The sequence below is a fragment of the Hymenobacter pini genome, from assembly GCF_020421205.1.
Taxonomy (GTDB): Bacteria; Bacteroidota; Bacteroidia; order Cytophagales; family Hymenobacteraceae; genus Hymenobacter; species Hymenobacter pini.
The window spans coordinates 237,334-262,227 of sequence record NZ_JAIZZH010000001.1 but is presented as its reverse complement, the minus strand read 5'-3'; the positions used below and the strand labels follow the sequence as shown (position 1 = coordinate 262,227).

At 59.8% G+C, this 24,894-nt stretch carries 17 protein-coding genes; 11 read left to right on the top strand and 6 right to left on the bottom strand.

All coding sequences use genetic code 11. The annotated features are described in order from the left end of the window. The first annotated feature begins 87 nt into the window (after window positions 1-87). Window positions 88-1,509 (top strand): dicarboxylate/amino acid:cation symporter, encoded by a 1,422-nt coding sequence (locus LF252_RS01145; RefSeq protein WP_226266414.1) that lies wholly within the window; start codon window positions 88-90, stop codon window positions 1,507-1,509. Between the two features lie 208 nt (window positions 1,510-1,717). Further along, window positions 1,718-2,374: a hypothetical protein gene (locus LF252_RS01140; protein WP_226266413.1), complete on the top strand. Its 657-nt coding sequence runs from the start codon at window positions 1,718-1,720 to the stop codon at window positions 2,372-2,374. 68 nt (window positions 2,375-2,442) lie between these two features. On the opposite strand, the gene LF252_RS01135 is transcribed toward LF252_RS01140, so the two are convergent. Beyond that, on the bottom strand, window positions 2,443-3,441 hold the full coding sequence (locus tag LF252_RS01135; protein ID WP_226266411.1) for a hypothetical protein: 999 nt from the start codon (window positions 3,439-3,441) through the stop codon (window positions 2,443-2,445). Window positions 3,442-3,621: 180 nt separating this feature from the next. Between LF252_RS01135 and LF252_RS01130 the strand changes: the two genes are divergently transcribed. From LF252_RS01130 to LF252_RS22720, 3 genes are all read left to right on the top strand, one after another. Beyond that, the gene (locus LF252_RS01130) at window positions 3,622-5,268 is read left to right on the top strand and encodes a CTP synthase (protein WP_226266409.1); all 1,647 of its coding nucleotides are present in this window, start codon (window positions 3,622-3,624) and stop codon (window positions 5,266-5,268) included. A 211-nt stretch (window positions 5,269-5,479) separates the two neighbouring features. Beyond that, window positions 5,480-7,357, top strand: coding sequence for a membrane protein insertase YidC (gene yidC, locus LF252_RS01125; RefSeq protein WP_226266407.1), 1,878 nt, complete (start codon window positions 5,480-5,482; stop codon window positions 7,355-7,357). Between the two features lie 126 nt (window positions 7,358-7,483). Continuing rightward, window positions 7,484-8,518: a DUF6438 domain-containing protein gene (locus tag LF252_RS22720; protein WP_262904824.1), complete on the top strand. Its 1,035-nt coding sequence runs from the start codon at window positions 7,484-7,486 to the stop codon at window positions 8,516-8,518. Window positions 8,519-8,592: 74 nt separating this feature from the next. On the opposite strand, the gene LF252_RS01110 is transcribed toward LF252_RS22720, so the two are convergent. After that, window positions 8,593-9,342: a superoxide dismutase gene (locus LF252_RS01110; RefSeq protein WP_226266405.1), complete on the bottom strand. Its 750-nt coding sequence runs from the start codon at window positions 9,340-9,342 to the stop codon at window positions 8,593-8,595. Between the two features lie 199 nt (window positions 9,343-9,541). Between LF252_RS01110 and LF252_RS01105 the strand changes: the two genes are divergently transcribed. Then, complete coding sequence (locus LF252_RS01105) at window positions 9,542-10,834, top strand: carboxypeptidase-like regulatory domain-containing protein (RefSeq protein WP_226266403.1); 1,293 nt, start codon at window positions 9,542-9,544, stop codon at window positions 10,832-10,834. An 81-nt stretch (window positions 10,835-10,915) separates the two neighbouring features. Here the strand turns inward: LF252_RS01105 and LF252_RS01100 are convergent, their stop codons facing one another. After that, complete coding sequence (locus tag LF252_RS01100) at window positions 10,916-11,056, bottom strand: hypothetical protein (RefSeq protein ID WP_226266401.1); 141 nt, start codon at window positions 11,054-11,056, stop codon at window positions 10,916-10,918. 106 nt (window positions 11,057-11,162) lie between these two features. Between LF252_RS01100 and LF252_RS01095 the strand changes: the two genes are divergently transcribed. From LF252_RS01095 to LF252_RS01080, 4 genes are all read left to right on the top strand, one after another. Next, window positions 11,163-12,194, top strand: coding sequence for an alkaline phosphatase D family protein (locus LF252_RS01095; RefSeq protein WP_226266399.1), 1,032 nt, complete (start codon window positions 11,163-11,165; stop codon window positions 12,192-12,194). Window positions 12,195-12,593: 399 nt separating this feature from the next. Beyond that, on the top strand, window positions 12,594-15,518 hold the full coding sequence (locus LF252_RS01090) for a glycoside hydrolase family 3 N-terminal domain-containing protein (protein ID WP_226268697.1): 2,925 nt from the start codon (window positions 12,594-12,596) through the stop codon (window positions 15,516-15,518). A 3-nt stretch (window positions 15,519-15,521) separates the two neighbouring features. Continuing rightward, window positions 15,522-16,106, top strand: a complete 585-nt coding sequence (locus tag LF252_RS01085; RefSeq protein WP_226266397.1) for a hypothetical protein — start codon at window positions 15,522-15,524, stop codon at window positions 16,104-16,106. Between the two features lie 199 nt (window positions 16,107-16,305). Next, entirely contained in the window at window positions 16,306-17,928 is a 1,623-nt protein-coding gene (locus LF252_RS01080) for a 3-(methylthio)propionyl-CoA ligase (protein ID WP_226266392.1), read from the top strand. A gap of 217 nt (window positions 17,929-18,145) precedes the next feature. Here LF252_RS01080 and LF252_RS01075 read toward each other — a convergent pair whose 3' ends face one another. The 3 genes from LF252_RS01075 to LF252_RS01065 form a co-directional block, all read right to left on the bottom strand. Further along, window positions 18,146-18,655 (bottom strand): DUF2059 domain-containing protein, encoded by a 510-nt coding sequence (locus tag LF252_RS01075; protein ID WP_226266390.1) that lies wholly within the window; start codon window positions 18,653-18,655, stop codon window positions 18,146-18,148. A gap of 40 nt (window positions 18,656-18,695) precedes the next feature. After that, the gene (locus tag LF252_RS01070) at window positions 18,696-19,829 is read right to left on the bottom strand and encodes an acyltransferase family protein (RefSeq protein WP_226266388.1); all 1,134 of its coding nucleotides are present in this window, start codon (window positions 19,827-19,829) and stop codon (window positions 18,696-18,698) included. A 249-nt stretch (window positions 19,830-20,078) separates the two neighbouring features. Then, the gene (locus tag LF252_RS01065; RefSeq protein WP_226266368.1) at window positions 20,079-21,257 is read right to left on the bottom strand and encodes an acyltransferase family protein; all 1,179 of its coding nucleotides are present in this window, start codon (window positions 21,255-21,257) and stop codon (window positions 20,079-20,081) included. A gap of 410 nt (window positions 21,258-21,667) precedes the next feature. On the opposite strand from LF252_RS01065, the gene LF252_RS01060 reads away from it, so the two are divergent. Further along, a complete protein-coding gene (locus LF252_RS01060; RefSeq protein ID WP_226266366.1) occupies window positions 21,668-24,808 on the top strand; it encodes a SusC/RagA family TonB-linked outer membrane protein in 3,141 nt (1,046 codons plus the stop codon). The last annotated feature ends 86 nt before the right edge of the window (window positions 24,809-24,894 follow it).

The window sequence follows — 24,894 nt, the reverse complement described above, 5'->3', positions numbered from 1 at the left end:
CAAGCTACACCATCGGGCACAGTTCTCAGCCATCAGAAACCTATCTTTGTCCGGTTCCCACTGTTTTTCTTTCCTGAATTGCCGCGCATGAAGTTTTCGCGACTCTCGCTTGTTGTACTTATTCTGTTTCTGGTAGCGGCGGTACTCACCGTACTGGCGGCCCAAACGCCCCCCGCCCTCGACCCCATGGTGGCCCTGGTTGTGCGGTGGCTGGCTTTGGCCGGCATTGTCTTCCTGGCGGCCAAGCGCCGCTCCATCACCTTCTGGATTGTGGTGAGTATGCTGGTAGGGGCTGAAATCGGCCACGATTTCCCGAAGCAGGCCGTAGAGCTGAAAGTGCTCAGCGACGTATTCCTGCGGCTGGTGAAAACCATCATTGCCCCGCTGGTATTCGCCACGCTGGTAGTGGGTATTGCCGGCCACGCCGACCTCAAGAAAGTGGGCAAAATGGGCCTGAAGGCGCTGGTATACTTTGAGGTAGTTACCACGTTTGCCCTGTTCATCGGGCTGGCGGCCATCAACCTGAGCCGGGCCGGCGAAGGTGTGGACCGCAGCGGCATTGCCGCCGACACGGAGCAGCTGCAAACCGTCAAGCAAACCACCGCCGATATCATCCTACACATCTTCCCCGAAAACATTGCCAAATCAGTGGCCGAGGGGCAAGTGCTACAGGTAGTGGTATTTGCCATCATCTTCGCCATTGGCCTGGCCATGGTGCACCAGAAGCACCGCCAGCCCATGCTGCAGTGGACGGAAAGCCTCTCGGAGGTAATGTTCAAGTTCACCAACGTGGTTATGTTCTTCGCCCCGCTGGGCGTAGGTGGCGCGTTGGCCTACACGGTGGGCAAAATGGGCTTTGCCCCGCTGCTGAACGCCTTTAAGCTGCTGCTCACCCTGTACGGCGCCCTCATTGCCTTCGTGCTGCTCATTCTGGTGCCCATTGCGCTGCTGGCCCGTATTCCGCTCAAGCGCTTTGTGCAGGCCATTGCCGAGCCGGTGAGCATTGCCTTTGCCACCACTTCCTCGGAAGCGGCTCTGCCCCGGGCCATGGAAGCCATGGAAAGCATTGGCGTACCGCGCCGGATTGTGGCTTTTGTGATGCCCACGGGCTACTCCTTCAACCTCGATGGTACCACGCTCTACCTGTCACTGGCCGCCATTTTCGTGGCCCAGGCCGCCGGCGTTGACCTGACCTTTGGGCAGCAGTTGGTGATGGTGTTTACGCTCATGCTCACCTCGAAAGGGGTGGCAGGTGTGCCCCGGGCCTCGCTGGTAATTCTGCTGGCTACGGTGGCCTCGTTCAACCTGCCCTCGTGGCCGGTGTTTATTATTTTGGGAATTGATGCCCTGATGGACATGGCCCGTACCGCCGTAAACGTAATGGGGAACTGCCTGGCTACGGCCGTAGTAGCCCGCTGGGAAGGCGAGTTTATCGACAACTACGTGGCCCCTGAGCCCGTGGAGGAGCTGGCCGAAGCAGATAGCACGCTGGCCCACCACGCCCACTAGGCACTTCTCTCTTTTGGGATTCCCGCTTCCTGTTTTGGGAGCGGGAATGTTTTTTTCAGATAGTGCGTAGTACTGATAACCATCTGATTATGGGCTACTCACCGAGTTTTTTCGTAATTACGACCAAAGCGGTATGATACTGCTGGCTGCGTAGTTATTTTTGAACTTCTTCCTGAACCGCTGCTTCTCTTTTCATCTTCTATACTGTATGGTATACCGCTACGCCTCGCTCTTGTGTCTGTTGGGTTTTCTGGGGTTGACGAGCTGTAAATCGACGGAAAAGGCCGTGTACCGCACGGTGCGCTCCAACAACTCCGTGGCGCTGGGCCGCTTGCCTAAGCTAGATGCAGTGGTAGAGCCGGGTCCTCTGAGCCTGCAGGAAGGCGAAGGCGCTTATCCTGATGACGCCAGCAAGCTGTTCCGGCAGGAGCTTTCTTACCACTTGGCCGAGCCGCAGGATGACACTACGCGCTACGGCTACGCCAAATTCATGGTCACCAAGGCCGAGCAACAGCGCACCGGCCGCGTGCTGCAGGCCTTCCAGATGCTTACGCTGATGACGCCGAGTCTGCTGGGTGTGCCCCTGGAGTGGTACCGCACCAACGTAACGGCTGAAGTACAGATAATTAACGCCCGAGGCGAGGTAATTGGCACCTACACCGGCACTGGCCGCAGCAAAGTGCGCGTGGCCATGTACCACGGCTACGGCCAGTCGAAAGCCGCCCGCCTCTCCGATGTGCAGGCCCTGCGCCTGGCCCTCGACCAGATTCGCCCCCAGCTGGACGCCGACGCCGATACGCTGCGCCTGCAACTGGCTACTTCCGGCCCCGTAGAGGAAATTATTGGCTCGGCAGAGGTACGGTAACGCCCAGCCCAGCACGAGCAACTACCCAAAGAATTATATATCATAACCCAAGTCAATGATGGCTTGGGTTATTTTAGTTTAACGCCCCGGGCTTTCAGCACGGTTTGTTGCTGAATTGCCACCAGCTCATCTACAAAATTGCCGTACTCAGCAATAGCCTTCCCATTTGCTATTCGGTAGTATGGGGCAGGGTACAGTTCTTTTATCCGGTCAGCATCAAAATTGGCTACGTCAATTTCAACCGGAGCTGCAAATACGATTTTACGCGGCTTGGGAGCCCTCTTGGCCATCGGATGCGTTAGGTCGTTTATTTCTACGGGGGCGGCCCACCGTCCATCAAGCGTTTTGTACAGCGGGTAGAATGTGTACTTCTGGTGGATGTACTCCCCGCAGTACCGGCTTACAAACAGTAATACCGTTTCGTAGCGGCTGAACCCCGGCCAGCCGTAGTGGTCGTAAACCGTAAACTTTAGCATGGAGTCGGGTAGAGAGCCGACCACATTGGTAAGCACCCGGTAGTGCCCGGTGAACTTGCTGTCCATTGAAAAACGGTTGCAGTAGTAGGGCTCCTGGGCGCGCGTTACCTGACGTTTGCGGCCAATGAATACGAAGTGAGCCGGGGTTTTCTCTTGACAGGGCACATATTCCTGACAGGGCTGCGGAGCCAGCTGAATGCGCACCGGGGAGCGGCGCAGCAAGTCCTGCACTGCAAACGTTTGTGGAATGTGCCGATACGAAGAGAATAGCAGAGAGTCGCGGAGCTGGACCTCTACCTGGAAATTGCCCACCGAATCAGTGGAGAAAACGTAGCGGCCGGCAGCCCTGATATTCTCGGTTTTCTGCACTGCCTGCTCCGCCAATTCCTTTTGGCGCGCAGTAACCACGGACTGATCGGGCACGGCCCGCCATAGTTTGCGGATGGTGTCATTCACTACCACCTGTACCGTGCGGCCCTCCACCGTGGTGGCTGTGCCCCGCAGCACTACCGATTGCCCCCGACTGTTCCCACTGAGTAATACCAGAGCCAATACGATAGTCGAAATTCGCTCAATTTGCCATTTTTTCATATATCAATAGCAATAATTCAGGCTGTAAGATAGAAGGAATTTGCGGCCTGCCTGATGCGCTTCTTTTAGGTTATTTACTTCTCTGCTGCCTCTGGGCTGGACGTGACCCGCCCCTAAGTCAAAAGAAAACCAAATGCAAGCCCGGCCGGCCGGAGATAAAGCCTACCTTTGTTTCCCGTTATGCCAGACCGAAATTCCACTTCCGCGGCTGCCACTACGGCCAAATTCATTTTCGTAACGGGCGGCGTTACCTCCTCGCTGGGCAAAGGCATCATTTCGGCCTCCCTGGCCAAACTGCTGCAAGCCCGCGGCTTCCGGGTCACCATCCAGAAGTTCGACCCCTACATCAACATCGACCCCGGCACGCTCAACCCCTACGAGCACGGCGAATGTTATGTAACCGACGACGGCGCCGAAACTGACCTGGACCTGGGCCACTACGAGCGGTTCCTGAACGTGCCCACCTCGCAGGCCAACAACGTGACCACCGGCCGCATCTACGACCACGTAATCCGGCAGGAGCGCGAAGGGGCGTACCTGGGCAAAACCGTGCAGGTGGTTCCGCACATCACCGATGAGATTAAGCGCCGCATGCTGCTGCTGGGCCAAACCGGGCAGTTCGATGTGGTGATTACCGAAATCGGGGGCTCTATTGGCGACATTGAAAGCCTGCCCTTCGTGGAATCGGTGCGGCAGCTGCGCTGGGAACTGCCCGAAAACAGCTCCCTCGTGATTCACCTCACGCTGCTGCCCTACCTGAAGGCGGCCGGCGAGCTGAAAACCAAGCCCACCCAGCACTCGGTACGCGACCTGCGCAGCGCCGGCCTGCAGCCCGACATCCTGGTGTGCCGCTCCGAGCACCCGATTCCGACGGAGATGCGCCGCAAGATTGCGCTGTTCTGTAACGTGAACATCAACTCCGTTATCGAGAGCCTCGACGCCGACAGCATTTACTCGGTGCCGCTGCTAATGCTGAAGGAGCACCTAGACGAGCGGGTTATCAAGAAACTGAAGCTGCAAGGCGGCGCCGCCCAGCCCGACCTGGAGGCCTGGAAAGATTTCCTGGGCCGCCTGAAAAACCCCACCGAGGAAGTAACCATTGCCCTGGTAGGCAAATACGTGGAGCTGCCTGATGCCTACAAATCCATCATCGAGGCCTTCGTGCACGCCGGCGCGCAGAACGAGTGCAAGGTGACCGTGCGCAGCGTGCAGTCGGACCATATCAACGCCGACAACGTAGCCCAGCTGCTGCACGGCGTGGATGGCGTGCTGGTAGCGCCCGGCTTCGGCGAGCGGGGCTTCGAGGGCAAGATTCTGGCGGTGCAGCACGTGCGCGAGCGGGGCATTCCCTTCTTCGGGATTTGCCTGGGCATGCAGGTGGCCGTGGTGGAGTTTGCCCGCAACGTGCTGGGCCTGAAAGATGCTTCTTCTACGGAAATGGACGCCCAAACGCCCAACCCCGTTATTGCCATGATGGAGGAGCAGAAGAGCATCACCCAGAAAGGCGGCACCATGCGCCTGGGGGCCTACGACTGTGAGCTGCGCAAGGGCTCGAAAGCGGCCAAAGCCTACGGCCGCAACCACATCAGTGAGCGGCACCGCCACCGCTACGAGTTCAACAACGACTACCTGGAGCGCTACGAGGAAGCCGGCATGCTGGCCTCGGGCCGCAACCCCGAAACGGGTCTGGTAGAAGTGGTAGAGCTACCCAACCACCCCTGGTTTGTGGCTGGCCAGTTTCACCCCGAGCTGAAAAGCACCGTGCAGAACCCGCACCCGCTGTTCGTGCGCTTCGTGAAGGCCGCCATCCAGTTCCGGAAGGGATAATTTTTGGCTATGAGCTTTTGGCTCTCGGCTAGTGGCTTTCTTTCCGAAACCAGAGCTAACAGCCAACAGCCAAGAGCTAACAGCTGAAGATTATCTGACAAATACGCCGGTGCGAAAAATATTCGCCTGACAACACCGACCTTTGCAGCAGGGTTGCCGGATTTTTGCTGGCAGCCCTGCTTCTCTTTTTGTTTGCTTCACCAGTACCTAAATGGACAGAAATTCAGCAATTGGCGTCTTCTTGATGGCCGCCTTGCTTCTGATTTACCTGCAGTTTGCGCCCAAGCCGGAACCGGAAAAGGCTGCCCCCGCCAAAACCACGGCCACTGCTACTGCTCCCGGCGCTGCCCTCGCTCCCGCCGACTCAGCGGCGCTGGCCCGGCAGCTGGGCACCTTCGCCGCTGCGGCCCAGGGCACGGCCCAAACCACTGAGCTGAAAAACGACCGGCTGACGGTTTCGTTTTCCTCGAAAGGCGGCCGCGTGGAAGCCGTGCGCTTGAACAACTACAAGACGTTCTTCGGCAAGCCGCTGGATATTTTCGACGCCAAAAGTGCCCAGCTGGATACCCGCTTCCGCACTACCGATGGCCGGCAGGTAAAGCTCTCCGACCTGTACTTCCGGGCCGAACCCCAGGGCAGCAATGCGCTGCGCTTCGTGGCCGACGTGGCCGGAGGCCAGATTGAGCAGCTGTACACCCTGCCCGCCAACAGCTACGAGTTGAGCTATAACCTGCGCTTTAACGGTCTGAACTCGGCCGTGGCCCAGGAGCCGCTTACGTTCACCTTCGTGGACAACGTGCGCCAAACCGAGCAGGACCGCAAGCAGAACCGCAACCACACTACCATCAACCGCTACCTGGCCTCCGGCGACCATACCGCTCTGGCCGAAGCCTCGGAGAAGCCCGAGGAAATCAAGGTAACGGAGCCGCTGAAATGGGTGGCGCACAAGCACGACTTCTTCGTGGCTGGTATTGTGGCCGACCACGAGTTTTCGTCGGGGCAGCTGAACTCCACGGTTGACCTGAACGATACTACCTACATCAAAACCCTGAGCACCACGCTGGCCATTCCGGCCGCCGACGTGCAGCAGGGCAAAGCCAACTTCCGCTTCTACTTTGGCCCGAACTCCTTCAACATCCTGAAGGACGTGGCCCCCGATTTCGACCGGAACGTGTACCTGGGTTGGGGCCTGTTCCGCTGGGTAAACCGCTTTGTGGTACTGCCGGTGTTCCACTTCCTGGAGCAGTTCATCAGCTCCTACGGCATCATCATTGTGCTGCTGGTGGTATTGATTAAGCTGGTTACTTGGCCGCTCACGTACAAAACCTACGAGAGCCAAGCCAAGATGAAGGTGCTGAAGCCTGAGTTGGACGCCATCAAGGCGAAGTACCCCGACGACCAGGTGAAGCAGCAGCAGGAAACCATGAAGCTGCACCAGAGCATGGGCGTGAACCCGCTCAGCGGCTGTATTCCCACGCTGCTGACGATTCCGATTCTGTTTGCCATGTTCCAGTTCTTCCCGAACGCCATTGAACTGCGGCAACAGTCGTTCCTGTGGGCCCACGACCTGAGCACCTACGACGACCTGATTAAGCTACCCTTCACGGTACCGTTCCTGGGCAACCACATCAGCCTGTTCACGGTACTGATGACGCTGTCGACGCTGGCCATGACCTACCAGAGCAACCAGAGCAACAGCGCCATGCAGGGCCCCATGAAGTTCTACAGCTACCTGATGCCGGTAGTGTTCTTCTTTGTGCTGAACAGCTTTGCCGCGGGCCTCACGTGGTACTATCTGGTATCGAACCTGGTAACGATGGCCCAGCAGGCCATTACCCGCCGCTTCGTGGACGATGCCTCGGTACGGGCCAAGCTGGAAGCCAACAAGGAGAAGAATAAGGATAAGAAGCCTTCCGGCTTTGCCGCCCGCCTGCAGGACGCCATGAAGCAAGCCCAGGAGCGCGAAGCTCAGGCCCGGCAGGGCGGCCGCCCCACCGCCGCTTCTTCCGATGATGACTCGGACGTAGAGCCCGGCACCGGTGCTTCGGATATCTCGCCGAAGAAGCCCCGCAAGACGCGCCGCTCCTAAGTACGCATCCTGAGTTACCCTAAGATGCCCCGCAGCCGAAAAGCTGCGGGGTATTTTTATATCTGGCACCAAGTTTGGCTATAGGGTTTCAACTATATTACTGTCCCTTTTCTGTTCTCCTCTCCCATGCGTACTTCTTTACTACTTTCGGTTGTTTCACTGTTGGGCGCGGCAGCTTTACCAGCCTGCACCATCAACTACTATGTGCCCGCCGCCACCGATGCCTCAGTGGCCAGCAACGGCCCGCGCCGAAACCCGCCCGCCGGGCAGTGGCAGCAGGTACCCGGCCCGCCACGCCAGGGACAGTACCCGCCGGTGGCCTCAGCGCCGGTTCCATCCCCAGCTCCTCAGCCCAGCTACCCGGCACCACAACCCGGTTACCCGGCTCCGCAGCCGAACGGGCCGGGGCGTCAAACGCCGCCTCCGCCACCCGGTCCGCCCCGCCACGGACCAGTGCGCGAAACGCCAAGTGGCCCGGCGCCCTCCCCGGCGCCGTCCATTCCTCCCCGAACTGGTGGTATAAAAACGCCTAAGCCGGTACCGCCCCCTGCGCCTACCACGCCCGCGCCGGCTCCTGCTCCCGCCCCAAGCCCTGCTCCGTCACCTGCGCCGGTACCTGCTCCCGCACCGATGCCAACACCCGCTCCAGCCCCTACACCGGCTCCCGTACCAAGCCCGGCACCAGTGCCTGCCCCGGCTCCGGTACCCGGCCCCACTCAGCCGTCCAGTATGCCTGTTGGGCAACCGGCGGACGTGCCTAGTGATTCTGAAGTTATTCAGGCGCGGCCGGTTATTGTTTTCGGTAAGACGCCGTGCTTTGGCAAGTGCCCGCATTATACCGCCCGGCTGTACGCCGATGGCCGGATGCAGTACGAAGGCCTGCAGTACGCTCCCGTCGAAGGCAACCGGGAGCTGATGCTCGGCCCGGAGGTAATACGCCAGATCATGCAGGCCGCTGAAACCAGCCACTTCCGCAATTTCAAAGCGGAATACTCCAGCGGGGCCGCTGACCTGCCCTCCACCACGCTGGCCATTACCTATCCGGATGGATTTGTGAAAACGGTGCGGGTGGAAGAAGGTGCTCCGGCTGAGTTGGAGAAGCTATTCGCTTTTATCAGTTCACAGATTGAGAAGGGCTTGGGCGCCGCCAACGACCGATAAACCTATGCACTAACGCACAAGAGGCGTCCTCCCCATGGAGGACGCCTCTTGTGCGTTAGTGCGTAATAGGCAAATTACCCTTTGCGGGCTTCGTCGTAGCGGCTGGTTACCTCGCCCCAGTTGACCACGTTCCAGAAGGATTTGATGTAGTCGGGGCGCTTGTTCTGGTGCTTGAGGTAGTAGGCGTGTTCCCACATATCAAGACCCAGAATAGGCGTGCCGCGCTGGATACCGGCCACATCCATCAGGGGGTTGTCCTGGTTGGGGGTGGAGGTAATCATCAACTTGCCAGCTTTCTTATCGTAAATCAGCCAGGCCCAGCCAGAGCCGAAACGGCCGGTAGCAGCCTTGGTGAATTCCTCCGTGAATTTGTCGTAGGAGCCAAAGTCTTTATTGATGGCCGCGGCCAAGCCGCCGGTAGGCTGTCCCCCTCCCTTGGGCGAGAGAATCTGCCAGAAGAACGAGTGGTTCCAGTGGCCCCCGGCGTTGTTGCGGATGGCATCGGGCTGCTTGCTAGCGGAAGCCAGCAGTTGGGCCAGACTCATCTTCTCTTCAGGCTTGCCGGCCACGGCCTCATTCAGCTTCGACACGTACGTTTTGTGGTGCGCATCGTGGTGAATTTCCATGGTTTTGGCATCAATGTGCGGCTCCAGGGCATTGAAGGCGTAGGGCAGCGCGGGCAGCGTGAAGGGGCCATCGGCAATGGGCGTGGCGCGGGCTTCGCGCAGCAACTTTTCCTCGTGAGCGGCGGCCAGCACGGCGGGGCTTACCAGGGCCCCAACGGCCGTGAGCAGGGCATTTTTCAGAAAATCTCGCTTCAGCATGGGAGTAAAAAGGCAGAATGAGTGGAAAGGCCGCGGCGGCCGGCCAGCGCCGGCTGCCGCGGCCCAAGGTAGGACTACTTACCCGAAAAGGTGCCTTCCTGTTGCGTTTGGCGGCTACTTTTGTGTAAGCGGGCACGGTTTTGGGTTGGCTGCGCGTTTATCCGCAAGCTACCTTGCCGTTTCATCCGCTTTCCTGCTTATGTCAGCCACTCGCCGCTCCCGTTTCTTTCCCTCTTCTCTTCGCACCGGCCGCGTGCTGGGCCCGTTGCTCCTGTTTCTGCTGCTCGCGCAGCTGGCCCAGGCCCAGGTACAGCTGCGCGGCGTGGTGCGCGACAAAGACACCCAGGAGGCCTTGCCCTTCGCCAGCGTAGCCGTGCCCGGCACTACCAACGGCACCACCACCAACCTGGAGGGTGAGTTTACACTGGTGGTGAAGCAGCTGCCCGTAACGCTGCTGTTTTCGGAGCTGAACCACGTGAAGGATACGCTACGGGTTACCTCAGCCGCTGCCCCTATTACCGTTACGCTGGCCGAAGCTACGGTGGTATTGCCGGAGGTGAAAGTGGCCAGCTTCCCGTTTCAAGTAGCCGACCGCGCCTTTCGGAACCTACAGCGCAACTACCGCCGCAATTACTACGGCAAAGCCTTCTACCGCCAGATTACCCGCATTGATGGTCAGCCAACCGAGTTGCAGGAAGTGGTGTGGAACGTGAAATCGAACCCCGCCCGCATCATTGGTACCACCCTGGCCCAGGGCCGCTACGCCGCTGTGCAGGCCCCCATCAACCTGAGCAACTTCTCGGTATACACCCGCAAGTTTGGCCTGTTCGACCCCGGTCAGGACAGCACTACATCACTGGCCCTGCTGAGTCCGAACGTGGAGAAAAACTACCTGCTAGAGCTGAAAGGCATTGTGGGCGAGGATTCTACTGGGGGCGTGGCCGAAATTCACTTTGAAACCCGCCCCGAGATAAAATACCGCGCCGAAGGTACCGTGTGGATTGATATTGAGAACTACCAGGTAGTGCGCTACCGTATGACGCAGCCCAACTTCACGGGCAGCACCAACAACCCCCGCCAGAAGTTCGACGACGCCAAGCTGACTATTGAAATGGCGTTTCACCCCACCAATGGCAAGGGCGAAGTGGCCCCGCTGGAGCTGATGAAAATGGACCTGACCACCAACCTCACCGAGCCCGGCAAGCAGCCCCTGGCCATCAACGTGTCGTCGTTCACGTATTTCTTTGAGCAGAGCAGCAAGCCCCAGAACCTGCCCTACGCCCGCGCCAGCCTCACCGACCGGGACCTGGATGCTATCCGGGCCAAGCCCTACGACCCCGAATTCTGGGCTAACAACCCCGTGGTGCAGCGCACTCCCGCCGAGGAAGAAGTAATTAGTGCTTTTGAGAAGAAGGGCGCTTTCGGTACCATGGTGAAGAAACCCGCCCCTCAACCTGCCCGCAGCCTGCGTAACGGGTCCGTGGTGCGCTAACGAAGCACTGAGTAGCCGTAAAACGGCCCCGCGCTTATAGCCCTGTTCGGGGTGTAAGCGCGGGGCCGTTTTATTGGCGCATTATCCCAGAAAAGCCACCAGCAGCATCAGCAGCAGCCCAATGAGGAAGGAACTGCCAATGCCGATGGCAATGCCTTTGAGCAGGCGGGCATCGGACGAGGAAAAATGCGTGGGGCGGTCGGTGGGGCGGCGAACTGGCATAGGTAGCAAACCCACGAAACGGGAAAAAGTATCCGGACTGGCACCCATTAGTTGAGTTTTTGGCGTTTAGGGCGCAGCGTTGTGGTTCTGACTGCATCTTTAGTCTATGAAAACGACTTTGCTTGGCTTACAGACGGCCAGTGCCCTGCTACTGGCGGGCCAGGTGGCTCAGGCTCAAACCGTACCACCGGCCACCACCGAGTTGCGCATTGCGTTTGGCTCCTGCAACCGTCACGACTTACCCCAGCCTCTCTGGGACGATATTGCCCACGACCAGCCCAACGTATGGATCTGGCTGGGCGACAATATTTACGGGGACTCCGATGACCCCGCCGTGCTGCGGGCCAAGTACGCGGCCGAGTTCAACCAGCCCGGTTACCGCCACCTGCGCGAGCAGGGCACCCAGGTAATTGGCACCTGGGACGACCATGACTACGGCCGTAACGACGGCGACAAGAACTACCCCTTCAAAGCCCAAAACCAGCAGCTAGCCCTGGATTTTCTGCAGGAGCCCGCCGGCAGTCCGCGCCGCACGCAGGAAGGTATTTACGCCTCGTATGAGTATGCCGTAGGCAAGAAAAAGGTGAAGGTGATTCTGCTAGATGACCGGTATTTCCAGGACCCGCTGTTCCGCGACTCGGCGCTGGTGTACCACCCCAACCCCACCGGCGACGTGCTGGGCGAGACACAATGGGCCTGGCTGCGGCAGCAGCTTACCAATTCCGATGCCGACGCCCACATCATTGCTTCGGGTATTCAGTTTTTGCCTTACCAGCACCGGTTCGAGAAATGGGCCAATTTTCCGGTGGCCCGGCAGCGCCTGCTTACCCTGCTCAAGGACACCAAACCGAAAGGCGTACTGCTCATCAGCGGCGACCGGCACATCGGTGAAATATCCCGGGTACCGGTAGCGGGCCTGAAGCGGCCGGTGTACGAAATAACCTCCAGTGGCCTCACTCACCCGGCCACGCATAATACCTCGGAGCCCAACCAGTACCGGGTAGGGCCTCTGGTGAATCAAAAACACTACGCTCTATTCCAGTTTCGCCCCCACGGGCGGCGGCTGGGCGTTACGGCCTCCCTGCGCGGCGACGATGGGCAGGTGTTTTACACCGAAGAAATTAACTTGAACCGTTAGCCAACTTCCTCGGGGCCCGGAACCTGTACGTCGGTTCCTGCCCTGGTTCGGCTAACTTCGCAGCCTCACCTTTTGCCTTCCGCCGTTTTGTCCTTCTCCCGCTTTCTTTCCCTGTTGCTGCTGGCGCTGGTATTGCTCAGCCCCGATACTGGCTCTGCCCAGCGTCGTCGCAAAAAAGCCTCTGCCCGCACAACCACCCGTACCGTAGCCCGCCGGCCCCCGGTACGCAAAGCGCGCTCCGCAGCGCCAGCCGCACGACGCGCAACACCAGCTGCCCCGGCTACCGTGGTTGCGGTAAGTGGGAAAAATCGATTTGTTCCACCAAGAATTTTTCGAGGAAAGAATGCTCCCATTCCATTTGAGCAGGAAGCATTCTATTCTTTATGGGTTGATTCGGTGATGCAGACGCTTACGCCTGACCAGCGGGTGGCCCAGCTGTTTATGGTGGCGGCCTACTCCAACCGGAAGCGCATCGATGAGGACTCCATTTCGACCCTGATTCAGCAATACGGTATTGGGGGGCTGATTTTCTTTCAGGGCGGGCCGGTGCGCCAGAGCCGCCTGCTCAACCGCTACCAAAGCCAGAGCAAAGTGCCCTTGCTGGTAGCCATGGACGCCGAGTGGGGCGTGGGCATGCGCCTGGATAGCGTGGTGCGCTTCCCCTACCAGATGAGTATGGGCGGCGTGCGCGACAACCAGCTTATTTACGACATGGGCACCGAGGTGGCCGCGCAGTTCAAGCGCCTGGGTATGCACGTGAATTTTGCCCCGGTGATTGACGTGAACAACAACGCCGCCAACCCCGTCATCGGCTTCCGGAGCTGGGGCGAAAACAGGGAAAGCGTGACGGAGAAAAGCTACCTCTACATGAAGGGCATGCAGGACGCGGGCGTGCTGGCCGTAGCCAAGCACTTCCCCGGCCACGGCGACACCGATACCGACTCCCACCTGGCCCTGCCCCTGCTCCGCATCGACCGGAAGCGGATTGACACGCTGGAGCTCTACCCCTTCAAAAGCCTGATCAAGCGCGGCATTGGGGGGATGATGGTGGCTCACCTCAACATTCCGGCCCTCGATACGACGGGCCTGCCCTCCACCCTTTCCAAACCCATCATTCAGGGCTTGCTGCAGCAGAAGCTAGGGTTTGAAGGCGTCATCTTCACCGATGCCATGAACATGAAGGGCGTTATCAGCAAGTACCCGCCCGGTGATGCCGATGTGCGGGCCCTGGTGGCCGGCAACGACATTCTGGAGTTCAGCAAGAACATTCCGCTGGCGTTGCGCATGGTGCGGGAGGCCATTAATCGGGGTGAGCTGACCCAGGCCGAAATTGACCGGCGCTGCCGCAAGGTACTGGCCCTGAAACAGTGGGCGGGTCTGAATAAATACCGGCCCATCAACCTGGCGGGCCTCACGGCCGACCTCAACACGCCCCACGCCCAGTACCTCAGCCGCCAGCTCACGGAGCTGAGCGTAACGGTGCTGCGCAACCAGAAAAGCGTGCTGCCTTTGCAGCGCCTCGATACGCTGCGGCTGGCCACCCTCACCATCGGCACCAAGGATACCACCGACTTCCAGCGCATGGTGGCCGATTATGCCCCGGTGCGCCACTTCTGGCTGCCCGCCACGCCCACCATGGACGAGCTGACGCGGATGCGCGAAACCCTGCGAGCCTACAACACCGTGCTGATTGGGGTAAACAACCTGGGCCGCCTGCCCGCAACCAACTTTGGGGTAAGTCCCGAAACCAACGTGCTGCTGCGGGAGCTGGGCGGCAAAGGTCAGCGGCTGATTGTCTCGGTGTTCGGCTCGGCCTACGCCGCCGCCAAGCTCCGCGACCTGGACCGCGCCGACGCCGTGGTAATGGCCTATCAGGAAAGCAAGAACGCTCAGGAAGTAGCCGCCGAGGTGATTTTCGGCGGTATTTCGGCCAGCGGCAAGCTGCCCGTTACCATCTCCGACCGATATTCCTACGGCACAGGCCTAGCCACCCAGGGCGGCACCCGCCTGCGCTACAGCTTCCCCGAGGCGGTCGGCATGAACAACAACCTGGAAAGCCGGGTGGATTCAATGATGCAGGCCGCCATTGCCGCCCGGGCCTTCCCCGGCGGACAGGTACTAATTGCCCGGCGCGGCACCGTGGTGTTGCGCAAAAACTACGGTACCCAGTGGTACCCCGAGGCCGGCAAGCCCGCCCGCCCCGTGCAGAGCAACGACCTGTACGACCTGGCTTCCCTGACCAAAGTATCGGCCGCGCTGCCTTCCTTGATGAAGCTGCAGGACGAGGGCAAATTCAACCCCGACATGACGATGGGCCAGCTGTTTCCCGAGCTAATGGGCACCAACAAACAGGACCTGAAGCTGCGCGACGTACTCACCCACCAGGCCCGCCTGAAAGCCTGGATTCCGTTCTGGAAGGACTACACCAAGCCCCACGGCTTCTTCAACTCGATTCTCGGCAAAAGCCCCGAAGCCAAAGAGGTATCCGCCACGAAGCCCTCGGAGCTGAACCGCCGCTACTTCCGCCCCGATTCATCGGCGCGGTTCCCACTGCCGGCCGGGCCCGGCCTGTGGGCCCGCAAGGATTTCCCGGAGCGCATTGTGAAGGCCATTGCGGAGTCGCCGCTGAACGAGAAGCCGGGCTACGTGTACTCTGATTTATCGTTCATTCTGTACCCGCGCTTTGTGCAGCGCGTGTCGGGCAAGCCGATTAACCAGTTTGTAACGGATGAGGTGTACCGGCCGCTGGGCGCTACTACACTGGGCTACAACCCCACCCGCCGTTTCCCGCTCAGCCGCATCGTGCCCACCGAGTACGACTCCCTGTTCCGTCACGGCCAGCTGCATGGCACCGTGCACGATGAAGGCGCGGCCTTGCTGGGCGGCCTCTCCGGCCACGCCGGCCTGTTCGGCTCCGCCACTGATTTAGCCAAGCTAGTACAGATGTATGCCTGGAACGGCCGCTACGGCGGGCAGCAACTTTTGAAAGCCGAAACCGTGCAGGAGTACACCCGCTGCCAGTTCTGCCCCGATAACCGCCGCGCCCTGGGCTTCGACCGCCCCACTGCCAACCCGGCCATCAACTCGGCCCCGCTGGCCTCCCAGCAGAGCTACGGCCACACCGGCTTTACCGGCACCTATTTCTGGGTGGAGCCCAAGGAAGAGCTGTTCTGCATTCTACTCACCAACCGCGTAAACCCCACCCGCCGCAACAACAAGCTCACCGAGCTGAGCGTGCGGAGCAACCTGCTCCAGATTGCCCTGCAAAGCGTGCGGCAAGCGCAAAAGCAGGAAGTGGAAAGTACCGTTCCGAAGGAGGAGTAACGAATGGATTCTCTTGACACCCCATGTCAGTTATTAACTGAATTTGAGTTTGCCCGGGCTGGGCATTCACACATTCGCCCTGTCATCTGGTCATTGTGGTCTGATGGTATTCACCTGGCAGTGCCGGGCGAACCTACACGCATCGTGCCCTATTCAGCTCTCACTACAATCCGGCTCTATGAGCAATCAGTGAAACCAGCCCAAAGCGTTTATCATTGCTATATACATGTGCAAAACGCAGAAACACTGGATTTCACAAGCTACCAGATGACGGGCCCTGGAAAGTCTGAGTACCAGAATTCCGGATACAAAGCTTTCGTCACGACGCTCCTGCAACAGGTTACGCTTCATACCTCCAGCTGTAAAGTATTGGGCGGGGAGAAGCCCTGGCTTTATAGCATCGCACGGGCATTGAGCTTTGTGGTAATTCCTGGTCTTTTACTATATCTGTATTATGCTTGGCAGCACAATGACCTTCTGCACGCTTCAGCAAATGCCAGCCTGATTGTGGCTCCGCTGATGGCCGCTCTCCGAAACCCACCGAAACAGCTGGATTCATTGAATGTTTCTCAGTTTCTCCCAGTGTAGTAATGCACATTAACACGCTTTATATAAAAACGCCCTAGCAGCTTTGTTAGGGCGTTTTTATATAAAGCGTGTTGATATTCGCTGGCAATGATTGTCATTGCACAGATGAGCGTAGTTCTTAGGATATCTATTTTCGGCTGAATACAACGAAGCGCTTCCCGCTTGATACTACATATCCCACATTCACCCCCACCAGACCATGCTACAAGGCCTCATGATGAACACCCCCCTGCGCATTGCGGGGCTGCTGGAACACGCCGAGAAATGGCACGCCGACACGGAAATTGTGAGTCGCCTGCCCGAAGGCGGCCTGCACCGCACCACCTACGCCGGCCTGGGCCGCCGCAGCCGGCAGCTGGCCAACGCTCTGCGCCGACTGGGTATTGAGAGCGGTGACCGGGTGGGCACGCTGGCCTGGAACACGCACCGCCATTTGGAGCTGTACTATGCCATTTCGGGCTCGGGTGCGGTGTGCCACACCAGCAACCCGCGGCTGTTTCCGGAGCAGTTAGTGTATATCATCAACCACGCCCAGGACCGGCTGCTGTTCTTCGACCTGACTTTCCTGCCGCTGGTGGAAAAGCTGGCGCCCAGCTGCCCCACCGTGGAAGCCTGGGTACTGATGACTGACCGGGCCCACATGCCGGAAGCTACCACCTTGCCCGACCTGCGCTGTTATGAAGACTTGCTAGCCGCTGAAAGCGGCGCGTTTGCGTGGCCGGTGTTCGACGAAAACACGGCCTCTTCGCTGTGCTACACCTCCGGCACCACCGACCAGCCCAAGGGCGTGCTATATTCGCACCGCTCCACCCTGCTGCACAGCTACGCCGCCGCCATGCCCGACTGCTTTAACTGCTCGGCCCGCGACGTGATTCTGCCCGTGGTGCCCATGTTCCACGTCAACGCCTGGGGGATTCCGTACCTGGCGCCCATGGTGGGCTGCAAGCTGGTACTGCCGGGGCCGGGGCTAGATGCGGCCAGCCTCTACGAGCTGTTCGAGACGGAGGGCGTAACGTTTTCGGCCGGGGTGCCCACCATCTGGTTTGGGCTGCTCACCTTCATGCGCGAAAAGCAGCTGCGGTTTTCTTCCTTGAAGCAGATGATTGTAGGCGGCGCCTCCTGCCCGCCGGCGCTGCTGAGGGCCTTCGATGAGGAGTTGGGCGTGACCATCCGCCACGCCTGGGGCATGACGGAAACCTCGCCCTTGGGCACCGTGTGCACGCTCAAGCCTCAGCAGCTCAGCCTCAGCCCCGATGAGCAGTTTGCCATCCAGACCAAGCAGGGCCGCGTCATCTTTGGCGTAGATATGAAGATTGTGGACGACGAAGGCCGGGAGCTGCCCCACGACGGCGTGGCCTTCGGCGACCTGCTGGTGCGCGGCCCCTTCATCGTGGCTGACTACTTCGGCACCGAGCCCGGCCACCTCACCCAGGATGGCTGGTTCCGCACCGGCGACGTAGCCACCATCGACCCCGCCGGCTTCATGCAGATAACCGACCGAAGCAAGGACGTCATCAAATCGGGCGGGGAGTGGATTTCGAGCATTGAGCTGGAAAACCTGGCCATCGGCCACCCCAGCGTGGCTGAAGCCGCCGTCATTGGCGTGCCCCACCCCAAATGGAGCGAGCGGCCCCTGCTGATAGTGGTGCGCAAGCCCAATCAGGAATTGAGCAAAGAGGAACTCCTGACTTTCTACGACGGCAAAGTGGCCCGCTGGTGGGTGCCCGAGGCCGTGGAGTTTGTGGATCAATTACCGCACACTGCTACCGGTAAGCTGCTCAAAACCCAGCTCCGCAAGGATTTTGACGGCTACCAGTGGTAGCGTGAGTATCACGGCGAGGCAGCCACCGTCATTGCGAGGACGAAGGACGAAGCAATCCGTCCTTTGCAGAATGCGAAGCCTTAAAGAAGCACAAAGCCCCTAACGTCCGAACTGGCGTCAGGGGCTTTTAAGTAGGTCAGGGCTGAGAACTGGGTGAAGGACGGATTGCTTCGTCCTTCGTCCTCGCAATGACGGTAGCTTTAGCGTAACCACCCGGCTACTTCACGTCGGCTGGGGCTTGGCTTTTCATCTTTTCAGCAATGGCCTGTTGTAGCTCCGGTAGGTGCTCCTGCATACGGCGCTGGCCGATTTCCATGCTGGCAGCCATCAGTTGGGGCATCTTGTCGATGGTTTTGCGGCCGATGGGCGTTTGGTAGAATTTGGCTAGTTCTTTCAGTTCTTTCTCGGTGAATTCGCGGGCGTAGAGCTGCACCATGTCTTCCTTCATGGCGCTCCAGCTCATGTACTTGGTAATGTAAGCACGCATTTCGGGCTCCACCGTCTTCATGCCGGGATTTTGCTCAATCTGCATAGCCAGCATCCGGTCGATGGATGTGGTGAGGTTCTTTTCGGCGTTGGTAGCGGCCAGCAGTTCCTCGGCGGCTTTGCGCTGGCTGGCCGATAGGGGCGACTGGGCTGCAGTGGCGGTAGTGGGAGCAGTTGTCTGCGCCTGCGTTGCGGAGGCAGTCAGGGCCAGCGCGGCGGTCAATATCCAGCAGTATTTCATACCCGAAGTACGGAAAATTTGGGCGGGCAGTCGGCCGGGGCTACACTGTAAAGAAGATCCGACGGCGGTACAGCACCCACAAAATGCCTATCCATACCAGTGTGTAGCACACGGCATACGCCAGGGAAGCGTGGTACGGGTTGGCAATGTGGGCCGTGAACAGGTGCTTATACAGCCAGTCGCGGGCGTAAAACACGGTACCGTGGGCATCGTGCAGCTTCAGGCGGGTGAGCAGGCGCTCCAAGGCTTCGGGTAGAAAGAACACCAGCAGCGCATTACTGCCGCAGGCCACCAGCGGCTTGGTCCAGGCCCCGCGCCACTGCTGCACATCCACCAGAAAGTATAGCACGGCCAGCACCAGCACGCTGATGCCGCCGGCGTATAGCACGTAGGAGCTCGTCCAGAGAGCTTTGTTGATGGGAAACCACCCATTCCAGACGAGGCCCGCCAGCACCAACCCACTGCCGCCCACCAGCATCCACACGGCTTTAGTGGTAGCATCGGGCCCCGGCCGACGCAGCCACTGCCCCACCAGTACACCCAGCAACCCGGTTACAATAGAGGGCAGCGTACCCAGCACAGATTCCGGGTCCCAGCCCTGCTCTTTGAGGTAGATATGGTGGACGGTGAACAGGCGCTTATCCAGCCAGGCCCCCAGATTGGTGGCGGGCTCCAGGTTCGCAGGGCCGATTCCCGGCACCGGTACCATCTGCAGCAGCACGTTGTAGAATACCAACAGCCCGATTCCAATCCACACCTGCTGCCGCCAAGTGGTTTTCAGGAAGAGCACGGCGCACACCCCGTATACCAACGCAATGCGCTGCAGCACCCCCGGAATTCGGAACGAGGTGAAGTAGAAGTACGGAATCAACCCAATCAGCAGGCCCAGCACCAGCAGCACCAGCGCGCGACGAATGATGCGCCCGATAGCCGCCCGGTGCCGCTCCGGCTGCGCCCGCATGGCTGCCAGCCCATACACCAACGCCACGCCCAGGATGAACACAAACGACGGGAATACCAAATCGGCGGGGGTGCAGCCGTGCCAGGGCGCGTGGGCCAGCGGCCGGTAATACTGGGTGTAGTCGCCGGCATTGTTCACCAGCAGCATCAGAATCACCGTCAGCCCACGAAAAACGTCCAGGGAAAGTAAACGGGCAGGTTTATCGGCGGGCATGTTGAGGTGGTGATGAGGAATTGAGGTAATGAAGTGATGGGGTGATGGGGTAAGCACGTCATTCCGAGCATGTGGCGCATCAAGCCAGGGTCCGAGGAATCTCGCGTGCTGACGTTGTAGTACTATTCAAACTTTAGCACGCGAGATGCTTCGGCTGCGCCTCTGCATGACAATACCACTTCAACATCAGCACGCGAGATTCCTCGGCGGGCCCGGAATGACGTGCTAACCTATTGAATCCTCTCAGCCTCACACCTTGATGATGATATTGCGCCGGTACATCAGCCACAGCACCACAAACCAGATAAGCACGCAGGTAATGGCCCCGGCCAGGGAAGCATTGATGGGGCTGAAATAGGGCACGAACAGGGTATCGTAGAGCCAGTTGCGCAGGCCGGTTTCCTGGCCGTTGGCCCCGGTTATTTTTACCATGTTCAGCAGCCGCGGAATGAGGCCCGAGAGGAAAAACGCGGTAATAGCATTGACGCCGAACACCAGTGGGGGCAGCGTCCAGCGGCGGTACTGCTGCACATCCACCAGCCAGTACAGGCCCGCCAGCAGCGCCAGTGCCAGCCCACCGGTGTAGAGTACGTAGGAACTCGTCCAGAGGGCTTTGTTGATGGGAAACCAGCCGTTCCAGACTATACCCAGCACCACGCAGCCCGCCCCGGCCACAAACAGCCAGGCTACGCGGGTGGCGGGCTCTACCTCGCGGCGGCGCAGCCACTGGCCCGCCAGCATACCCAGCAGCCCGGTGCTCACGGCCGGCAGCGTGCTGAGCAGCCCTTCGGGGTCCCAGGTGCGGCTTTGCTTCCAGAGGTGGGCTTCCCCCAGCACCGTGCGGTCGAGCCAGGCCCCGAGGTTGGTACCGGCCTCCAGGTTGGCGGGGCCATAGCCGGGCACTGGCACCAGCTGCATCAGTACGTTGTAGAAAATCAGGATAAAGGCCAGCAGCCCGATTTGCTGCTTGCGGTTGGTTTTCAGGAATAGCACGCCGCACACCAGAAATACTACCGCAATGCGGGCCAGCACCCCGGGTATACGCACCATGCTGAAATCGAACTTCGGAAACAAGGCCGAAAACAGCCCTAGCCCGAACAGGATGGCCGCCCGCTTCAGTACCCGCAGCATGGTGCGGCCGTGGGTGGCGGGCTGCTGCCGGGCCCCGTCCAGCGCATAGGTAATGCTGACACCCACAATGAACAGGAAAAAGGGGAAAATCAGGTCGGTGGGGGTGCAGCCGTGCCAGTGGGCGTGCTCCAGCGGGGCGTAGATGTGGCCCCAGTCGCCGGGGTTGTTTACCAGAATCATCCCCATGACGGTGAGGCCCCGGAATACGTCGAGGCTCATGAGGCGGCCGGGCTGGGAGGCCTCGGCCAGGGGTACAGTACCGGTAGTGGCTTGGGCAGCCTGCGTGGTGGTTTGCATACGGAACAGAATACGGGGGGCGGAACTACCGGCAAGATGCAGCATCCGGCGGAGTTTTGCTGCTTCTCTCCTGCAGCTCAACCGTACTAATTCTCGCCGAGGCCACACGCTAAACGAATGTCGGTACAGCCTTCAAAAAATACCATATATAGTTGTTTCACTGTACAACAACTGTTAGTTTTAGCTGCATTCCACACGCTGCTTTTCTATTTCCGCTCTTTCCGCCCCACCCATTTCCCACCCTTTGCCCCCGGTAGCCACTACAGTTCCCTGCTGGCTAGGCTGATTACTCCCGTTTCAGTCTCCCTTTCCCACCGACACTATCCTGCCATAGTCCAACTGCCGCGCACCGGTTTCGGTACGCTGGCTGCGGCATTTTCTTCTCTTCCTCTCACTTCTCTCTATTGCGTATGAAAAGACAACTATGGTCCTCTCCGCTGGCATTGGGGCTGCTGCTGGCAGCGCCGGCCGCGTGGGCCCAGCAGGCCACCGTTACCATGCAGGGCGTGGTACAGGGTGCCAACGATGGCCAGCCCCTGCCCGGCGTGAACGTGCTGGTGAAAGGCACTGCTATTGGTACTCAAACCGGAGCTGACGGCCGCTACTCCCTGGCCAACGTGCCCACCGGCAGCACCCTGGTATTCAGCTTCATCGGCTACGCCTCGCAGGAGTACCGCGTGGGCAACACCACCACCGCCAACATCAACCTGGCCCCCGATACCAAAAGCCTGAACGAGGTGGTGGTAACGGGTATGGGCATTAAGCAGGAACGCCGCGAGCTGAACTACTCGGCCCCGCAGGTGCAGGGTGGTGAACTGGTAGAAACCCGCCAGACGAACATCGTGAATGCCTTGCAGGGCAAAGTAGCGGGTGTTACCATCACCTCTTCGGGTGGGGCTCCGGGCGAAGGTGCGGCCATTGTAATCCGGGGTGGCAACTCCTTGGATGGCAACAACCAGCCCCTGTTTGTAATTGACGGGGTGATTATGGATAACTCCTCGTTTGTGGAGAGTACGGCCCCCGGCGGCGGCTCAGGCTTCAACGGGATTCTGGGCCGCTCGGTAGCCAGCCAGAACCGCGTGGGCGACCTGAACCCCGAGGATATTGCCTCGCTGACGGTACTGAAAGGCGGGGCTGCCGCGGCTATTTACGGCCTGCGCGCCGCCAACGGCGCCGTTATTATTACCACCAAAAAAGGTGCTTCGGGCCGCACCAGCATCAGCTACCGCACCCAGTTTTCGGTGGATGAGGTCCTCAAGCTGCCCAAGCTGCAGGACCAGTACAAGCAGGGCAGCAACGGCATCTACGACCCCGCAGTACGATCCTCCTACGGGCCGCGCTTTCAGCCCGGCGAAGCGGTGTACGACAACGTGGGCAACTTCTTTCAGAAGGGCAAAAGCTGGCAGCACTTCCTCACTCTTTCGGGCGGCAACGAGAAGAACTCATTTATTTTCTCAGGCTCGCGCAACACTACCGATGGGATTGTGCCCACCAGCCGCTACGAGAAAACTACTCTGCGCCTGGGCGGCTCGGCTAAGCTTACGGATAAGTTCACGCTGTCGGGCTCCACGCAGTACATCAACACAGGCGGCGTGGCTCCTATTCAGGGGCCCGGCTTGTTCGGGGGCACGGGCGGTTTCTACACCAGCCTGCTCAACTGGCCGCGCAACGACGATGCCCGCGTGTACCTGAACCCCGACGGTACCCGCCGCCGCCTGCTGGGCGCGGCTACCGCCGTGAACGACGCCGACAACCCGTACTTCTCCATTTACAAAAACCCCCAGACCACCCGCAACAACCGTTTCATCGGGAGCATTCAGGCCTCGCTGGACCTGTTGAAGTGGCTGAACATCTCCAACACCACCGGCACCGACTTCTATTACCAGAAGGACCGCTCGGTGCGGGCCGTGGGTACGTCGCTCACCGCTAACCAGGACGGGGGTATTGCCGAAACCGGCACCATGAGCCGCCTGCTCAACTCCAACACGCTGCTCACCTTCAAGCACGATTTCTCGGAGAACCTGGGCGGGGCGCTGGTGCTGGGCAACATGGTGGACGTGAGCCGCTCGGAAGTAACCGATGTGCTGGGTCTGATTTACCTGAACCCCAACCCGGCAGTACCGTCCATCAACAACACGGTAAACCGCAACGCCCTCACCACCAACTCGGAGCGCCGGCTGGTGGGCAACTTTGCCCGCATCAACCTGAACCTGCTGAACCAGGTAACGCTGGAGCTGAACGGCCGCCGGGACCAGACCTCTACCCTGCCCCGGCCCGGCGAGAACAAGAACTACGGCCGGGCATTCTACTACGGTTCGGCGGCGCTGGGCTGGGAATTCACGCAGCTGCTGGGCCTCTCGCAGAACCCCTGGGTGAACTACGGCAAGATTCGGGGGTCTATATCGGATGTGGGCAAAGACACCGGCCCCTACCGCGTCGAGTCACCGCTGGCCCAGGGCACGTACATTGGCGGGGGCTTCCGCAACGGGTTCTTCGGCTCCAACCTCAACCTGATACCCGAGCACACCCGGGGCTTCGAACTGGGGTTAGACTTGCAGTTTCTGCGTAACCGCGTGGGCTTGGAGGCCAACGTGTACCGGCAGGTTACTTCCGACCAACTGATTGCTCCGCGCGTAAGCCAGGCTACCGGCTTTATTCTGCAGTACATCAACGGCGGTACGGTAACCAACAAAGGGCTGGAAATTGCCCTGCGCGGCACGCCCGTGCAGCAGGCTAACTTTAGCTGGGATGTGGTGGCCAACTACTACGCCAACCGCAACTCCGCCACTAAGTTGCCCGGCTTCCTCACGGAGGTGTACCAGTCGGATGCGTGGGTGATTGACGTGGCCCGGGGCGGGGCATTCCCCGGCTACGCTATTTCATCCATCAGCGCCCTGGACTACCAGCGCGCCCCCGATGGCCGCATCCTCATCAGCCCCACTACCGGCTTCCCGCTGGTAAACACCAGCACGTTTGTGTACGCCGGCAACCGCGCCCCGCAGTACACCGTGCAGGTAACCAACACGCTGCGCTACAAAGAGCTGTCGTTCTCCTTCTTGTGGGACTTCCGCAAAGGCGGCAAAGTGGTGAATGGCAACGAGTGGGCGGCTGTGCGCTCGGGCCTGAGCACCCGTACCCTAGACCGCTACAATACGGCGGTGTTTGATGGGGTTATAGCCACCAAAAATACCGACGGCTCGACCTCCTACGTGCCCAATACCCGGCCCGTGGAGCTTACCCAGAGCTACTACCAAAACATCCTGGGCGTGATTGGCACCCCTTACATTGAGGATGGCTCCTGGTCCCGGTTGCGCTACGCTACCCTGTCCTACCTGGTGCCGGCCAAGCTGTTTACCGGTTCTAAAACGGTGAAAGGCGTGGAGTTGTCGGTAACGGGCCGCAACCTGCTGCTGTTCACCAAATACTCCGGCGGCGACCCGGAAACCGCCTCGGCCGGGGCCGGGGTGCGCGGTGGCGGCTCGGGCGGCTTCGACTACGGCGGAGTACCCCGCACCCGCGGCGTGGATATGAGCCTGCGCGTGAACTTTTAACCTAGTGCTTAGTGGTTAGTGCCTAGTGCTTGGTGAAGAGAAATAACCATCAAACACTAAGCACCAAGCACTAAACCCTATTCACT